The sequence below is a fragment of the Bacillus sp. BP-3 genome, assembly GCF_028401955.1.
Classification (GTDB): domain Bacteria; phylum Bacillota; class Bacilli; order Bacillales; family Bacillaceae_G; genus Bacillus_A.
The window spans coordinates 169,610-185,288 of record NZ_JAQOTJ010000002.1 but is presented as its reverse complement, the minus strand read 5'-3'; the positions used below and the strand labels follow the sequence as shown (position 1 = coordinate 185,288).

At 37.9% G+C, this 15,679-nt stretch carries 15 protein-coding genes; 3 read left to right on the top strand and 12 right to left on the bottom strand.

From position 1 onward, the window contains the following. Positions 1 to 214: 214 nt before the first annotated feature. A complete protein-coding gene (locus tag PLX19_RS03755; RefSeq protein ID WP_272187173.1) occupies positions 215 to 430 on the top strand; it encodes a spore germination protein in 216 nt (71 codons plus the stop codon). A 236-nt stretch (positions 431 to 666) separates the two neighbouring features. Here the strand turns inward: PLX19_RS03755 and PLX19_RS03750 are convergent, their stop codons facing one another. Then, positions 667 to 1,923, bottom strand: coding sequence for a M48 family metallopeptidase (locus PLX19_RS03750; RefSeq protein ID WP_272187172.1), 1,257 nt, complete (start codon positions 1,921 to 1,923; stop codon positions 667 to 669). A gap of 153 nt (positions 1,924 to 2,076) precedes the next feature. Between PLX19_RS03750 and PLX19_RS03745 the strand changes: the two genes are divergently transcribed. After that, positions 2,077 to 2,661, top strand: coding sequence for an SCO family protein (locus tag PLX19_RS03745; protein ID WP_272187171.1), 585 nt, complete (start codon positions 2,077 to 2,079; stop codon positions 2,659 to 2,661). Positions 2,662 to 2,940: 279 nt separating this feature from the next. Here PLX19_RS03745 and PLX19_RS03740 read toward each other — a convergent pair whose 3' ends face one another. From PLX19_RS03740 to PLX19_RS03695, 10 genes are all read right to left on the bottom strand, one after another. Continuing rightward, positions 2,941 to 3,846: an AraC family transcriptional regulator gene (locus PLX19_RS03740; RefSeq protein WP_272187170.1), complete on the bottom strand. Its 906-nt coding sequence runs from the start codon at positions 3,844 to 3,846 to the stop codon at positions 2,941 to 2,943. A gap of 359 nt (positions 3,847 to 4,205) precedes the next feature. Then, on the bottom strand, positions 4,206 to 5,141 hold the full coding sequence (locus PLX19_RS03735; protein WP_272187169.1) for an ATP-grasp domain-containing protein: 936 nt from the start codon (positions 5,139 to 5,141) through the stop codon (positions 4,206 to 4,208). 123 nt (positions 5,142 to 5,264) lie between these two features. Then, complete coding sequence (locus PLX19_RS03730; RefSeq protein ID WP_272187168.1) at positions 5,265 to 6,338, bottom strand: sulfate/molybdate ABC transporter ATP-binding protein; 1,074 nt, start codon at positions 6,336 to 6,338, stop codon at positions 5,265 to 5,267. A gap of 1 nt (position 6,339) precedes the next feature. Further along, a complete protein-coding gene (cysW, locus tag PLX19_RS03725) occupies positions 6,340 to 7,200 on the bottom strand; it encodes a sulfate ABC transporter permease subunit CysW (protein WP_272187166.1) in 861 nt (286 codons plus the stop codon). 15 nt (positions 7,201 to 7,215) lie between these two features. After that, positions 7,216 to 8,052, bottom strand: a complete 837-nt coding sequence (gene cysT / locus PLX19_RS03720) for a sulfate ABC transporter permease subunit CysT (protein WP_272187165.1) — start codon at positions 8,050 to 8,052, stop codon at positions 7,216 to 7,218. 32 nt (positions 8,053 to 8,084) lie between these two features. Beyond that, positions 8,085 to 9,125: a sulfate ABC transporter substrate-binding protein gene (locus tag PLX19_RS03715; protein ID WP_272187164.1), complete on the bottom strand. Its 1,041-nt coding sequence runs from the start codon at positions 9,123 to 9,125 to the stop codon at positions 8,085 to 8,087. 210 nt (positions 9,126 to 9,335) lie between these two features. After that, complete coding sequence (locus PLX19_RS03710; protein ID WP_272187163.1) at positions 9,336 to 9,854, bottom strand: GNAT family N-acetyltransferase; 519 nt, start codon at positions 9,852 to 9,854, stop codon at positions 9,336 to 9,338. A gap of 637 nt (positions 9,855 to 10,491) precedes the next feature. Then, entirely contained in the window at positions 10,492 to 12,024 is a 1,533-nt protein-coding gene (locus tag PLX19_RS03705; RefSeq protein WP_272187162.1) for a fatty acid--CoA ligase family protein, read from the bottom strand. Positions 12,025 to 12,159: 135 nt separating this feature from the next. Then, positions 12,160 to 13,149 carry a lipoate--protein ligase gene (locus tag PLX19_RS03700; RefSeq protein WP_272187160.1) on the bottom strand — a complete coding sequence of 330 codons (990 nt, stop codon included), beginning with the start codon at positions 13,147 to 13,149 and terminating at the stop codon, positions 12,160 to 12,162. 9 nt (positions 13,150 to 13,158) lie between these two features. After that, a complete protein-coding gene (locus PLX19_RS03695) occupies positions 13,159 to 13,893 on the bottom strand; it encodes an MBL fold metallo-hydrolase (protein WP_272187159.1) in 735 nt (244 codons plus the stop codon). 160 nt (positions 13,894 to 14,053) lie between these two features. Here PLX19_RS03695 and yhfH point away from each other — a divergent pair, with 160 nt between their 5' ends. After that, a complete protein-coding gene (yhfH, locus tag PLX19_RS03690; protein ID WP_020059885.1) occupies positions 14,054 to 14,182 on the top strand; it encodes a protein YhfH in 129 nt (42 codons plus the stop codon). A 39-nt stretch (positions 14,183 to 14,221) separates the two neighbouring features. Here the strand turns inward: yhfH and PLX19_RS03685 are convergent, their stop codons facing one another. Beyond that, a complete protein-coding gene (locus tag PLX19_RS03685) occupies positions 14,222 to 15,235 on the bottom strand; it encodes a LacI family DNA-binding transcriptional regulator (RefSeq protein WP_272187158.1) in 1,014 nt (337 codons plus the stop codon). Positions 15,236 to 15,679: the final 444 nt, after the last annotated feature.

Sequence of the window (15,679 nt, the reverse complement as noted above, 5' to 3'; positions counted from 1 at the left end):
TCTTTGCTATACATATTCGGAGGAAAAGTAAGATTTAAGGGGGTTAGAAAAAATTTTTTTCATAAAAAATAAAAAGCTGACTTTCCGTCACCTTTTTCAAGTAAGCATGAAGATTACAATTGTTTCCCGAGATTGAACCACTTAATTATTTTTATAAACAATCTTTTTTTCAAAATAAGCGGCATACACTAAAGATAAAAAAGAGGTGAAGAACATGCCTGCAATTGTAGACAGCATTGTCATTTCAAGATGTAATGGGACTGTAAATTTAGGGGACAAATACAATGTAAACCCTCAATTCCGTAACAAAGAATATCATGGTTCTGGATCATCAAATGCAGCAAAAACACTGAAAGTCTTTAACGGGGTTAGTAGCTCTAATGTATTTGATAATGACCTAACTGATCAAGATATAAAATTTACATTGTAAAAAACAAAATAAAAACCCCTTTCTTTTTAGGAAGAAGACCAGAGCATCTGATCACACATAGAAACGGTTAGACATGCAAGTTCTAAATTCATGTCATATTGTATTCTCTATAGTAGATATGTCAAAAAATTAAAATGGATATATAAAAAGAACAAGTAACTTCCTAGTCTTTATACTAGAAAATTACTTGTTCTTTTCCATTTGTATCCTTTATACACAATTACTTTTCTTAATGACTATTTCTTCTTATATTCTTCAAACGTGAGAATTCTTTCAAAAATTGGCGGATGTGTATACATGAATAATTTCACTAGAGCCGGCGGGTTCACTTGACTTAAGCTCGTCTTTGATAAATATTGAAATGTTTTAACTCCCGACTGATTATCCTTCGTCATATCTAATGCGTATTGATCAGCCGCTCTTTCTTCAATGCGGGATACGTAATTTGTGGCAGGACTTACCGCAAAGGAAAGCACCGAAGATACAAGGAAAAATAACGGTAAAACTGAGAAACTAGCTATTTTAGAAATATGCAGTGTATCTCCCCACTTACGAATACAAGTTTGAATAATGCGACTAATGAGGTACATGCCAACGAAAGTTAAAATGATATAACTCCCGACGCCCCAATAGATATGCTTCATCACGTAATGACCCATTTCATGCGCCATAATAAATAATATCTCTTTATCTTTTAACTGCTCAAGCGTTGTATTCCATAAAACGATGCGAGAATTTGAGCCAATCCCCGTTACGTATGCATTTAACGCATTTGTTTTCTTTGACATATCCACTTCATACACATGCTCTGTTGGAATATGAGCTTTGTCCGCTAATGTTAAAATCTTTTTCTCAAGCTCTTTATTATGCAACGTCGAAAAATCATTATAGAGCGGATCAATAACTACTGGTTGAATGAATGTTAAAAAGATCGTAAATGGAACGGAAAGCGCCCATCCATACAACCACCAGCGTTTCGGATATTTTTTAATGAGCCATAACAGCACAGTCACGATCAGAAACATAAGCATAAAATTGATCCAAAAATCAAGTATATGTTCCTTTATCCAATTTGCTGTTGATTGTGTAGAAATACCGTAATCAACAGATACTTGATGACCGATCCATTGCAGCGGCAATGCGAGCACCGTTGTCACAAGCGATAAATAAAACAAATAAATCGCAATTTGTAGTACCCGGAATTTCGTTGTATCTTTCGCCCATTTTTCAAACCGCTTTGATATACCAAAAATGAGAACAAATAATAAAACAATCCATTGCAGCGGCGTTGCTAAAAAAAACAATAAATTCTTTACCCGCGAGTAATCTTGACTAAGTGTCAACTCCCTTGCATTCATAAACGTTGCTGGATCTGCACTAGTTCCTTTATACGCTTCCGGTATAATCTCATGATTCCATCCAAATAAGTACCAATATATAAATAATGCAAATAGAGCGTACAAAAAAAGTGTCCAACTCATCACTTTTCGCATGATTTCTCCTCCTCATCGCTGCCTGTCTATTAATATTGTAGTTCGTTCCTCGAAAAATAGAACAAGCTAATACATGAAATGTCATGTAATATTCACTCATCCCTCCTTATTTTTCAGATTTTTCTTATAAAATAAAAATTGGGAGGGGTTGGAATGAAGAAGTTGTACATTACTTTTACGTTGGGACTTATTGTTGTAACCTTGATTGGAATTTTTTATTTTACCGGGTACCGAAAAGCAGCAGCGGAAATACCAAAGGGGATTGTTATGGAAGATGTAAACGGAACATCTGTATCATTTGATCAATTACCGAAAAAATTAAAATTAGTAGAATTTATGTATACAAAATGTCCGGATATTTGCCCGGTTACAACATACAAAATGAAACATTTACGAGATGAACTTGTGAAACAAAAAGTATTCGGTGCAAAAATCGAATTTATTACAATTACGATTGATCCGAAATATGATACGAACGAAATTCTAGAACATTACTCCAAAACGTTTGATATGAAGGAAACAACGGGTTGGCATCTGCTGCGCGGCGGTGAAGAAGAAACGAAACAACTAGCCGAATCTTTTAACTTCCGCTACCGCGACCCTGGAAGTGGCCTTTACATTCATACTTCTAACTCTTACTTACTAGATGAAAATAATCGTTTAATTGAAGTATTCGGTATGGGAGAGCGCGGGTTTGATAGTAAAGAAGTGTTAGAGAAAATTAAGAAAGCGATGTAAAACCCCTTTCTTTTAGAAGCGCGAGAGCATCTGGCCATGCATGGAAGCGGTCAGTGCATTTTCCTGCCACGCACAAGGTTTAAAGACAAGTTCAGGTCATGTTTTATTCTGCATAGCAGGGACTTTTATGTAAGAAATGAATTATATTCATTTAAATAATACGATATCAGCGATTTTTTGAATATATCGGCGTTTCGACAGAGGACAAAGATCCTTCAACCATGTTCGACATGCTTATATAATAAAAGACTGCGCCTAAAGGCTCAGTCTCTTTTTACTTTATTGTTTCTTCTGTACAGGCAACCAAATCTCCAGTTGTACAAGATCGTGTTTATCAGCATGAGAGCGCTCATCGTATAATTCAAACTCAACAACACCAGAGTGCTCATAGCCAGAATGCGGGAACCATTCTGTGAAGATTGCATTCCACGTTTGCTGAATCGATGCAACCATTTCTTCCTCAGGAACTTTCGGCGTTGTAAATACAGCATATGTTGCTTCAGGGAATGTACGGCAGGTCAGTTCACTTGATACACCATCAAAGCTTGTTGCTTCCATCCCAATAATATACGTAATCTCGCCTGTCTCTAAATTAAAATCTGTACACATCCCTAACTCCACGAGCTCATTCGTATGCTTACGGTTCGGAATGTTTTCTGACAAATTATTTTGTAAATAATTTTTCCACATCGCTGGAATATCTGTTAGATTTTTTCCGTCTTTACCCGTTGTCTTCATTTCATACCCGATCACTTGAAAAGCTGGCTTTGTTTCTATACGAAATTCCATTTTGATTCCCCCTAAATACGGATTAAATTTGCGCTGCATCACATTCACCTTGGAATATAGCGGTGTTCGAATCTCTTGCTTTCGATATTGACTCGGCGTCATATGAAACAGCTTTTTAAAGGCACGTGTGAACGTTTCATGAGATTGAAAGCCGTGCTCTAGTGCAATATCTAGAATTTTCCCCTCTGTGTGAGAAAGCTGATAAGCTGCCCGGGCAAGCCTTCTCTTTCGCACATACTCCATCACAGAGTCTCCTACGATTGCTTGAAAAACGCGGTGGAAATGGTACTCAGAAAATCCTGCAATACGTGCAAGACTCGCTAACGTTTGCTTTTCCATCACATCTTCTTCAATAGAATCAATTACTTTTTGAATTTGCATTTCATAACATCCCATCTCTGTTCACCTGCCTTATATGTATAATAATAAAAGGAACCCACGTTCCCTTCTTGATGTTTTTTGCTTTTTTATGAAATATTGTAACTTTTCTCTCAACAATAGTAGCCGTATTCTTCTATTCCTTGTTCTTATACAAGAACGGAATGGGAGAATTCATGTCCGCACTCTTTTTATGTTGTATAGCATTAACGAATCTATTTTTGATTTTCGGATTTAAATTATTTCACGCTACTACTTCACGTAGTTAGAAAAAGTGTTAGAAGATAATAGAAGTAGAGCGTTGTGTATGAATGCTCTACTTCATACTCCACATTTTAAAAAAAAGCTGCCTCATCAGCAGCTTTCTCCCTATCTAGTTATATTTTCTCTAATTCACTACCAAGAAACTTCGCAATTTCTAACATGCCGTACTTCCCAACAACTGCTTCAGCATCAGCATTGTAGTTTGTATTTGTATTAATATCGTAAGTGAAAATTTCACCATCTGCATTTCGAATGAACTCAATGCCAGCGATCGCGATATCATTCGCAGCCAAAACATCCTCATATTTTTGAATGATTGGGTCGTTAAAGCCTTCAATAATTTGAAACTTCGGTTTTTCCGGCGCTTTCTCTCCAACCGGGCAGAACAGATCGCCAATTTGACAAGCATCAGCTGGGCATAATTCAAAGCCTTTTGATGTATCAACTTGAACTGCATATACAAATTTCCCGCCTACAAACTCACAACGTGTAATGTAAGGCTCAGGAGATTGAATATATTCTTGAATTAAAGTAATACCATCTACCGGCTCCTCAAATGCTGCACTTTCTACGTAATCTTTTAGCGAAGCAACAGATTGAAACAGCTGTACGCCTAGTCCTTTTCCAGCGCGGTTATGCTTCGTAATGAATGGACGCCCTTCAAATTGCGCTGCTGCTTCTATAATATGTTCCTTACCAACAGCGGCAATTGTCTTCGGTGTTTGGATTCCTTGTGCATTTAGCGCCATATACTGCGCCACTTTACTTACTTCAAGCTGAAGTGCTCTACTTCCATTGAACACCTTTCGGTTATGCATCTCTAACCAAGTAAGGACAGCACCCGTAAACTCTGGTGCAAAACGGTGATTTCTCGTATGAGAAGAAGCGCTCATCCGATTATAAAATACGCCGCTCGGCGGAACAGACGAAAGATCAACATTCCCTTTGTCTAAATGCCATTCTTCATAAGGAAGACCGAGTTCTTCCAATCGTTTCGTTAGATGTCTTGTCCATTCTGTGTTTTCATGAATAATGTGAATTTTCTTCAAGGGAATACCTTCTTTCTAAAATGTGATTATATTCATTATACTATTTTTATTAATCTGTAAAATACTAATTTTACGATAACTTAAAAAAACGAAAGACGACACGAAGCGCCTTTCGTTTTCTTACTAAATAACAAAGTCCTCTGGTATAAATACCTTCACTTCTTTCAGATGTGCATATACAACTTCTCCTGTTCGAATCTTGAGCTGCTCAAATTGCTCTTTACTCACTTCCGCTTCTAAATATTCATCTACCCCATCACGTTTTAATTCAATATATACGACAGGACCGACAGCGTGTGTGTAGATCACTTTCGCTGGGATGGCATCGACACTTTGCTTTGTTCGCGTAATAGATAAATGATGTGGCCGCACATATGCCACGGCGTCGGAATCGGAAATATGCACATGTTCCGGTGCTTCTAATTCGATAGAACCTAAATTTAATTTCCCTTTCCGAACGCGACCGTGAAATAGATTTACATTTCCTAAAAAATCATATACAAATGGGCTAGCTGGGGTATCGTACACTTCTTCTGGTGTCCCCATTTGTTCAATGCGCCCTTCGTTCATGACAACGATTCGATCCGCGACATCCAACGCTTCTTCTTGATCGTGCGTTACAAACACACTCGTAATTTGAAACTCATCATGTAATTTCCTCAGCCATCTTCGCAGTTCTTTACGCACCTTTGCATCTAATGCACCAAATGGTTCATCAAGCAGCAAAATTTTCGGTTCAACCGCTAAAGCTCTTGCTAACGCAATCCGTTGTCTTTGTCCTCCAGATAACTGCGCGGGATAGCGGGTCGCAAAGCCATCCATCTTCACAAGTTTTAATAACTCTAGTACCTTTTCTTCTATTTCCGCTGCTGACGGTCTTAGTTTCTTTTTGCGCACTTTTAACCCAAATGCTACGTTTTCAAAGACATTCATATGTTTAAACAGGGCATAATGCTGAAACACAAAACCGACTTGCCGATTTTTCACATGAATATCCGTTAAATCTTCTCCGTCGAATAAGATTGCCCCTTGATCCGCTTGCTCTAACCCTGCAATTATTCGTAATAACGTCGTTTTCCCAGAACCAGATGGACCTAACAGCGCAACGAGTTCCCCTTTCGGAATTTCTAGATTAATTTGCTGCAGAGCTTGAAACGTACCGTATTGTTTCCATACATTCTGAATGTGAATACTCATCCTAATGTCTTCCTTTCCATTCAATCCAGTTCTTTATAATTAACGTAACGACCGCCAGCAATGACATTAATGACGCAACCGCAAATGCAGCAGAAAATTGATATTCGTTATATAAAATTTCAATATGAAGCGGCATTGTATTCGTAACGCCTCGCACATGTCCCGATACAACAGAAACTGCTCCAAACTCTCCAATCGCACGGGCATTACATAAAATCATGCCATAGAGTAACCCCCATTTTATATTCGGCAATGTAACACGAAAGAACATCTTCCAGCCGCTTGCTCCTAGTGATAAAGCCGCTTCTTCTTCACTCGTTCCTTGCGCCTCCATAACAGGAATCAATTCACGTGCTACAAAAGGGAATGTGACAAACACAGTGGCAATTACAATACCGGGCACTGAAAAAATAAGCCGCACGCCATGCTCCATGAGCCACGCCCCCAATTCACCGCGAGGCGTAAATAGTAATACAAAAACTAACCCGGCAATAACCGGCGAAACTGCAAAGGGCAGTTCAATGAGTGATAAAAGAAATTGTTTCCCTCTAAAGCGAAATTTTGTAATGAGCCACGCTGCCGCCACGCCAAATATCGTATTCAGCGGGACAACGATAAGAGCTACCATAATTGTGAGACGAATCGCAGAAATTGCCTCGCTATCTGTAATAGCGGCAATATACACATTCATTCCACGTTCAAATGCCTTCATAAAAATCGTCGCTAACGGCAACAAAAGAAATATAGATAAAAAGATTAGAGTAATCGTAATGAAAATGATGCGAATCACTTTCGATTCTGTTGTGACTACAAGCGTCTGCACTGTTTTTTGCTTAATTGGTTTCGCGAATGACGGTTCCATCCTTTTCTCCCCTTTCTATTCATTTTGCAACCCGCGTTTTTGACTCCAGCTCTGAATGAGATTAATCGTAAACAGGAAGAAAAGAGAGACAACCAGCATGACCGCTGCCACAGCTGTCGCACCTGCATAATCGTATTGCTCAAGTTTCGTCATAATCATTAGCGGCGCAATTTCTGTTTTAAGAGGCATATTTCCAGCAATAAAGACAACTGATCCGTATTCCCCGAGTGCCCTTGAAAAAGCTAATGAAAATCCCGCTAATAAAGCCGGCGAAATTTCCGGAAACACAACCTTCCAAAATACTTGTAAACGTGAAGCCCCTAAACTAGCCGCTGCTTCTTCTACTTCCTTCTCCATATTTTGCAGGACAGGCTGCACCATACGTACAACGAAGGGCAATCCGATAAAAGTTAAAGCAACGATAATTCCAAGTGGTGTAAAAGCTATCTTTATATGAAACACATCGAAAATTTTTCCAATCCAGCCGTTTTGCGAATACAAAGTTGTAAGCGTAATACCCGCAACCGCGGTTGGCAACGCAAAAGGTAAATCAATTAACCCATCAAGCAGCCGCTTTCCTGGGAACGAGTAACGAACAAGTACCCAGGAGATTAATAGACCAAAACAAACATTTACAAGTGCCGCTGCGAGTGAAGTTGTAAAACTAACTTGATAAGCATGCAAAACCCTTTCACTTGTGATCACTTGAAAGAATTTGCTCCATCCTAACTGGGAAGTTTGGATAAATACGATAGATAATGGGATTAAGACAAATAAACTTACATATAACATCGTAAATCCAAGGGAAATTCCAAACCCAGGTAAAATTCGCTTCCTATTATTTTTCCTCACATTCTTTCACCTCATTGCCTCAGCTACTTCTATTATTTTTGATAGATTTTATCAAAGACACCCCCATCACTAAAATGCGTCTCTTGCGCTTTTTTCCACCCTCCAAACACTTCATCAACTGTAAACAATTGTACTTTGGGGAACTGCGATGCATATTTTTCAGCTACCTTTTGATCGCGAGGACGATAAAAGTTTTTTGCCGCAATCTCCTGCCCTTTCTCTGTATATAAATACTCAAGATATGCCTCAGCTACTTTACGCGTTCCCTTTTTATCGACAACTTTATCCACGACAGCTACTGGCGGTTCAGCAAGAATACTAATAGATGGTGTCACAATTTCAAACTTGTCTTTCCCTAGTTCCTTTTGTGATAGTAATGCCTCATTTTCCCAGGCAATAAGAATATCCCCAATCCCTTTTTCCACAAACGTAGTCGTTGCCCCGCGTGCTCCTGAGTCCAGCACTTCTACATTTTTATATAGCTGACTTACAAATTCTTTTGCCTTTTCTTCACTATTATTATTTTTTTTCAAAGCGTATCCCCATGCCCCTAAATAGTTCCAGCGTGCTCCTCCCGATGTTTTCGGATTTGGAGTAATAACAGAGACCCCTTTCTTCGTTAAATCATCCCAGTCTTTAATCCTTTTCGGATTCCCTTTTCTCACAAGAAATACGATTGTCGATGTGTAAGGAGTCGAGTTGTTAGACAAACGTTTCTGCCAATCTTCCGGTAACAACTTCTTCTTACTAATCGCGTCAATGTCATATGCTAATGCAAGCGTCACAACATCCGCTTCTAAGCCATCAATAACCGAGCGCGCCTGACTTCCCGATCCTCCGTGAGATTGCTTCACAGTAACGGTTTGACCGCTTTTCTCTTTCCAATATGAAGCGAAGTCCTTGTTGAAATCTTGATACAATTCCCGGGTCGGGTCGTATGATACATTTAAAAGTTCAATAGTCTTTCCTGATTCCGACTTACTAGTAGATGTCGCCGATGCGCACCCTGAAAACAGAAGCACCGTGGACAGCAGTACCCCTGCTCTAATTGATGTTTTCCCCCACAACTTCATTTATACCCCTCCTCGTTTTATCAATAGAAAAAGGCACACAAACGTTTCACATAGTGAATGTTGTGCGCCTTCAGTTTCTCTGATTAGCTTTTATTATTTCATTTTTCAATTTTTTCTTTATTTTAAATACATAATTCCGATATGTCAACTATGAAATTGGGTAATATTTAGACGAAAAGTAAAACGAACCAATTGAGGGCATACCAATAACTACTGTGCCCCCATTAGTTGAAAAGATTGTTCCCACTCTGTTCGTAAAATTCCCATTTTAATTGCATCAAAATATTTACCATCTACCATTCTTGCTTGTCTTATTCTTGCTTCTTCTTTCATCCCTAATCGATGCAATTCAGTAGATTTGAATAGGAAATCAATCCAAAGTTTATAAGCCTCCGTACCGTATCCACCATTCCAGTAATTTTTATCATAAATAACGATACCCGTTTCTAACCAATTCGTATTTTTATCTACCCAATAAGCACCTACTGTGCCAATTAATGTATCTCCAACAATGATAACTAGTGTACTAGGCACATTAGGAATAATTTGCGAGTCTTTGTCCCAACTTTTTAGAAATTCTTCTTTTGTTAATTTAAGTTCAGGTATATACGGACCATTCCATTTCTTCGCTTCTTGTTCCTTCTCTTCATATTTCCAATAGTATAATTCATCAAGATCCTGATGAGTTGCTTCTTTCAATACAATTTTTTGTCCAACGATTTTAATCATAATAAGCCAGTTTCCTCCTAAGCATCTATCTCATTCATACATTAATTTTATCATGGAATTCAAGACCTCTTCGTTAACTATATAAATAGCTTCTTAGCCAAGAAGTTTGTACAGCGTTTCATTTGATTGAGAACACTTTGCAACAAAACATTACTCTTGATACAATTACTGTAAAAAATTAGTTGTATGATTGGAGAGATCGATCATTAAAAAATTTATAGTAGCTTTTCTTTATTCTTTAAGTAGCTTGATTATTTCGGAGAATCTGTTAGGACTGATTATGTCTCCAGAGAATTTAGATTGGCAGAATATTTTTGAGTTTACCATGGCAATAATAATTTTTGGAGCCCCCATGGTATTAGTAGGGTGTATAATTGGCGAATTATTATACAGATACTACATAGTTCCTAAATCCATATCTTTCAAACTAGCTTTAGTTATATATTCTCTATTAGGTAGTATCGTAATGTTATTAATTATTATTGTTCTTGGTGGAAATATCCAAAGTATTACCGACTTATTTAATTTACAATTAATAGGATTTCCAGCTATTTGCTCTATCGTTTTTTTTATAAAACGAAATACATACAAATAATAAACAGCAGCTCCAATACAATGAGCTGCTGTTTTATTCCGCTTATACTTGCATCGCTTTCTCTTTTAACGCTCTTCTTAAAATCTTTCCTGTCGTATTTTTCGGCAATTCTTCTAAGAAATCAATGCTGCTTGGTATTTTATATTTCGCCAGGTGAAGTGCGCAATACGCCATTAGTTCTTCCACTGTTACATTTGTCGTTTTCGGTACGACGTATGCTTTCACCGCTTCGCCTAAATTTTCATCTGGAACTCCTATTACAACTACTTCCGCGATCGCTTCGTGCATATATAACACTTCTTCTACTTCGCGCGGATAGACGTTATAACCGCCCACAAGAACGATATCTTTTTTCCGGTCTACAATATAAAAATAACCTTCTTCATCCATTTTTGCTAAGTCGCCTGTGTACAGCCAGCCATCTCGAAGGACTGCGCCTGTGTCTTCTGGCGCCTTGTAATAGCCTTTCATTACATTCGGGCCACGAACGATTAATTCTCCTACTTCTCCAACTTGTACTTCATCGCCCATCTCATCGACAACTTTGTTTTCCACATTCAAAATGTTTGTTCCAATCGATCCTGGTTTACGCGGACGATCAAGCGGATTAAAACAAGTAACAGGTGATGCCTCTGATAAGCCATAACCTTCTGAAACGATGACGTTAAATCGCTTTTCAAAGTTTTTAAGAAGTGCAACAGGCATAGACGCACCGCCAGAAATACAAAAACGAAGTGTATGAACATCCTCTGGACTAGCATCTTCATGTAAATATAAATAATTGTACATCGTTGGTACGCCGGCAAATATTGTAGCTTCGTATGTACGGCAAATGCGGAATACTTCTTTCGGGCTAAACTTCGGCAACATTAAAATCGTAGCACCGTTTACAATTGGTGCATTAACAGAAACTGTTAAACAAAATACATGGAACATCGGTAGCGCCGCAACGACACGGTCATGCTCTGAGTATTGTAAATACGAAGCAACATCGCTCGCATTACTATATAAATTTTTGTGCGTTAACATTGCCCCTTTTGGCTTTCCAGTTGTTCCTGACGTGTATAAAATAACAGCAACGTCTTCTTCTTGTATATCTGGACCTTGGAAAGTGATGTCTCCGCTCGCTACTAAATTCGTAAACGTTTTCATTTTCTCTGTTTCTTCATAAGCTGAATCTGCTGAAGTTTCACAAATGATGATATTTTCGATAGAAGGAAGTCTAGTTGTAAGTGATTGCATAACTGGTAGAAGGATGTCTAGTGTGATGATTGCTTTAACGTCTCCATTTTGTAAAATGTAATATAGTTCATCTGGTGTATAGATCGGATTGACTGGGATAACCGTTGCCCCGGCACGCATCGCTCCGTATAAACCGATCAAAAAGTGTGGCGAATTCCCTACAATTAGTGCGACATTGTCCCCTTTTCCAATGCCCATTTTTGCTAAACTACTAGAAAACTTTATGACCATTCCGTTAAATTGGTCATAAGATACCGACTGATCCTGAAAAATATAAGCCGGCTTGTCCCCTTTCTTTTTCACCGTTTCGGCTAATCTGTGAACGAGATTCACAATACCCCCACCTTTTATAAAATTTAAAAAATTCTAAATACATTATATTAAAAGAAAATTATTGGCGCAAGTTACATTTTATAAAACATATATAAAAAAACAACCACACGTAAGATATGGTTGTTTTTTATACAGTTAAAAGAATAAAGATAAGAAGTCTTCTTTTGTTATATTACCAAAATAACGTGGCACTTCGACATCAGCTAGCGCCACCGCAAATGCTTCCTTATCAAACACCTTACCACTTAAGCGTTCCTCGATGTCACGTACATCGAGAGCGCCGAAAAAGTCCCCGTAAATCTTACATTCTGAGACTACGCCTTTTTGTACTTCTAACCGAACATCTACTTGTCCAACTGGGAAACGATGTGTATGCTGTAAGTTAAATTTTGGAGATTTCCCGTAGTTCCAATCCCAATTTCGATAACGTTCTTCTGAGATTTTATGGATTTCTTTCCAATCTTCTTCTGTTAATTCGTATGTTGGAATTTCACTTTCTCCTTCAAAAATATTTTCTAAAAGAATCTGTTTAAATTCTTCAATTGTAACTTTTTCATTCAAAAATTCCGCAATATTTGCAACGCGGCTGCGAATTGATTTAATTCCTTTTGATTGAATTTTATCCAGTTTTACATTTAACGCCGACACAACATGGTCGATTTCAGAATCAAATAATAACGTACCGTGGCTAAACATACGTCCTTTTGTCGCAAACTGAGCGTTACCAGAAATTTTTCGTCCTTCCGCTAAAATATCATTGCGGCCGCTTAGTTCGGCGTTAATTCCCAATTTCCCAAGGGCTACTGTCACCGGCTCTGTAAACTTCTTAAAGTTATGAAAACTATCTCCGTCATCTTTCGTAATAAAGCTAAAGTTTAAGTTTCCTAAATCATGATACACAGCGCCGCCGCCAGAAAGGCGTCTTACAACATGGATTCCCTTTTCACGTACGTAATCAGCATTAATTTCTTCCACTGTGTTTTGATTCTTCCCGATAATGATAGATGGCTCATTCATATAAAACAGTAAATACGTTTCATTAATATCTAAATTTTTTACACAATATTCTTCAATTGCTAAATTAATCGTTGGATCTGTAATTCCTTTATTATCGATAAATAACATGGTTTCACCTCAAGATTCCCAAACGTAACCGCTATGTGCGAGTACGATGCGGCCGTTAAAAATTTGTCTTGCCTCCGTTACTAAATCGGATAACTCTCCTGCATGCGGCAAATGAGTTAAAAGTAGTTCTCCTACATTTGCCTGTTTTGCAATTTCGCCTGCTTCTGTACTATTCATATGACCAGCTTTTGATCCATCTTGATGCGCATACATATTACATTCACAAATAAATACATCTGCATTTTGTGCAAATGAAACAAACTTTGGCATGTAACTAGAATCTGCTGTATATACAATCGTTTTCCCACCTGCTGTAATACGCATTGCAAAACATATAGCAGGATGTACTGTTTGTAAGAAGGAAATGGAGAATGGGCCAATTTGTAATGTGTCCGCTGGATTGTAAGGAACCCCTTTTGTATACGGTATATGTGTTAACGATGCAAAACCTTTTTCGTCAAAGGTATGTCCATAAATCGGCAGTTCTGGTAATACACCATTTGTCATGCTTGTAATTAAACGTGCATACTGAAGTACCCCAATATCAGCAACATGATCGTGATGATAATGGGACAATAAAACAGCATCTATGTCAGAAGGCTTTATGTATTTTTGCAACTGTGCTAGTACACCGCTACCACAGTCAACAAGTAAACGAAATCCATCGTGTTCAAATAAATATCCAGACGTTGCTTCTCCCGCCTCCGGAAAACCGCCCCAAAAGCCGACAACCGTCATTTTCATATGTGTTCATCCTTTCTGTTTCATTTTCTCTCTTACATTCTTAACTATAATGGATTTTCTACACATTTTCATTATTTTGAAATTTGTTATAAAACAGTTGTTGACTTTAATCATTTGTACTAATACAATGTTAGTAAGAAATGGAAATGGAGGGATTTACATGATAGATCAACCGATGGAGTTTTTTAGAAATTTACCGGCAAAAACTTGTTCCAATTGCGGGAGAGAGATTGATGAGCAGCACGAAGCGTATCACAATAAATGCGAAGATTGTACACACGAAGAATAATAGATTGTAAACATAGAAAAACCTAGCAGATATCATCTACTAGGCTAGCATCATTGTACTTTTTACCGTCGAACCTTTCACCAAGAGCTCCAGTTCAAACTCGTACACTTCTTTATTTCGATAATTTTTCGTATGAATTTTATCCATCATCAGTTCCACAACTTTATGCGCCATGTCATCAATTGGCTGATCAATTGTTGTAATACCTGAGTCTGTAATTTGTGATAAGAACTGATTATTAAAACCAACTACAGCTAAATCATCAGGAATGCTCCAGCCCTTTTTGCTTGCTTCTGCGATGATTCCTGCTGCCACTTCATCTCCCCCTGCCAAAATAGCGGTAGGATTTTTTTTGTCTTGCAAAAACTCATAAAATATATTTTTCCCATCCTCAATAGAGTAAGCGCTTTCAACAAAGTCAATTGACTCCACTTGTTTACTTGCTTCTGTTACAGCACGCAAAAAGCCCATTTTTCTCTGCTGGTTGATTACCTTTGTCTCTCTGCCACGGCAAAAGATAAGATGACGATATCCTTGATCTAATACATGCTTCGCTGCTATGTATGCTCCCTGTGCATGATCAAAGTTTACAGTTGGGATGTTTGCTTCTTCAATATATTCATTGCATAAAACAATCGGCCCATGCTGTAAATAAGGCTCCACATCCTCCCAAGCATTTTCAAGTGAACATAAAATAATCCCATCTACTTGTTTCGTAGATAACAGCTGCAAATACTCCATCTCTTTCTCTGGTAAATATCTTGTTTGACAAATAATCAGTTTATATTTATGATCTGAAGCTACAATTTCAATCGCCTCAATAAATTTACTGAAAAAAGGATTTGTCACACGCGGCACCAACACTGCGATTGTTTCCGTCTTTTGCTTACGTAGTCTTCTCGCCGCAGAATTCGGAACAAATCCAAGATGTTTCATCGCTAATTGTACTCTCTTTTTCTTTTCGTCCGATACATACGGATGGTTATTAATCACCCGAGAAACCGTTGTTCTTGATAACCCCGCTAATTTCGCTACGTCCTCGATCGTCGACACGAAATTCTCCCCCTTTAATGAAAACGTTTTCTTAATTAGAATTATATAGTATATAATTGGAAATCGCAACACACCTTAACAAGAAAATACTATATCGATATTGTAAACATTAAAAACGTAGACAGTATACCTATACATACAAGTTAAAAACCCCTTTCTTTTTAAAGGAGGGACGAGAGCATCTGGCCACATATAGAAACGTCAGGACCTGTTCCTGCCACATGCAAAGGAGACTGCGAGTATAAGTCATTTTTCCTTCTGTATAGCAGCAACTTATATGTTGAAAAATGAAAATAGATTTCTATGGTTACAACTCATTAATATACAAAAGAGCCATCCTTTCTTATGATCTTACAGAAAGACTGAAAAAACCTCTATAAACAAGTTTTTCTGCACCGCCCTGTATAAGGTAAGCTACAACAGTTAATAAAACATATGGATAAA

Bases quoted from the DNA above. Each gene is read 5' to 3' on its own strand.
- PLX19_RS03755 (WP_272187173.1), top strand. From the start codon at position 215: ATGCCTGCAATTGTAGACAGCATTGTCATTTCAAGATGTAATGGGACT.
- PLX19_RS03750 (WP_272187172.1), bottom strand. From the start codon at position 1,923: ATGCGAAAAGTGATGAGTTGGACACTTTTTTTGTACGCTCTATTTGCA.
- PLX19_RS03745 (WP_272187171.1), top strand. From the start codon at position 2,077: ATGAAGAAGTTGTACATTACTTTTACGTTGGGACTTATTGTTGTAACC.
- PLX19_RS03740 (WP_272187170.1), bottom strand. From the start codon at position 3,846: ATGGGATGTTATGAAATGCAAATTCAAAAAGTAATTGATTCTATTGAA.
- PLX19_RS03730 (WP_272187168.1), bottom strand. From the start codon at position 6,338: ATGAGTATTCACATTCAGAATGTATGGAAACAATACGGTACGTTTCAA.
- cysW (WP_272187166.1), bottom strand. From the start codon at position 7,200: ATGGAACCGTCATTCGCGAAACCAATTAAGCAAAAAACAGTGCAGACG.
- PLX19_RS03715 (WP_272187164.1), bottom strand. From the start codon at position 9,125: ATGAAGTTGTGGGGGAAAACATCAATTAGAGCAGGGGTACTGCTGTCC.
- PLX19_RS03710 (WP_272187163.1), bottom strand. From the start codon at position 9,854: ATGATTAAAATCGTTGGACAAAAAATTGTATTGAAAGAAGCAACTCAT.
- PLX19_RS03700 (WP_272187160.1), bottom strand. From the start codon at position 13,149: ATGTTATTTATCGATAATAAAGGAATTACAGATCCAACGATTAATTTA.
- PLX19_RS03695 (WP_272187159.1), bottom strand. From the start codon at position 13,893: ATGAAAATGACGGTTGTCGGCTTTTGGGGCGGTTTTCCGGAGGCGGGA.
- yhfH (WP_020059885.1), top strand. From the start codon at position 14,054: ATGATAGATCAACCGATGGAGTTTTTTAGAAATTTACCGGCAAAAACT.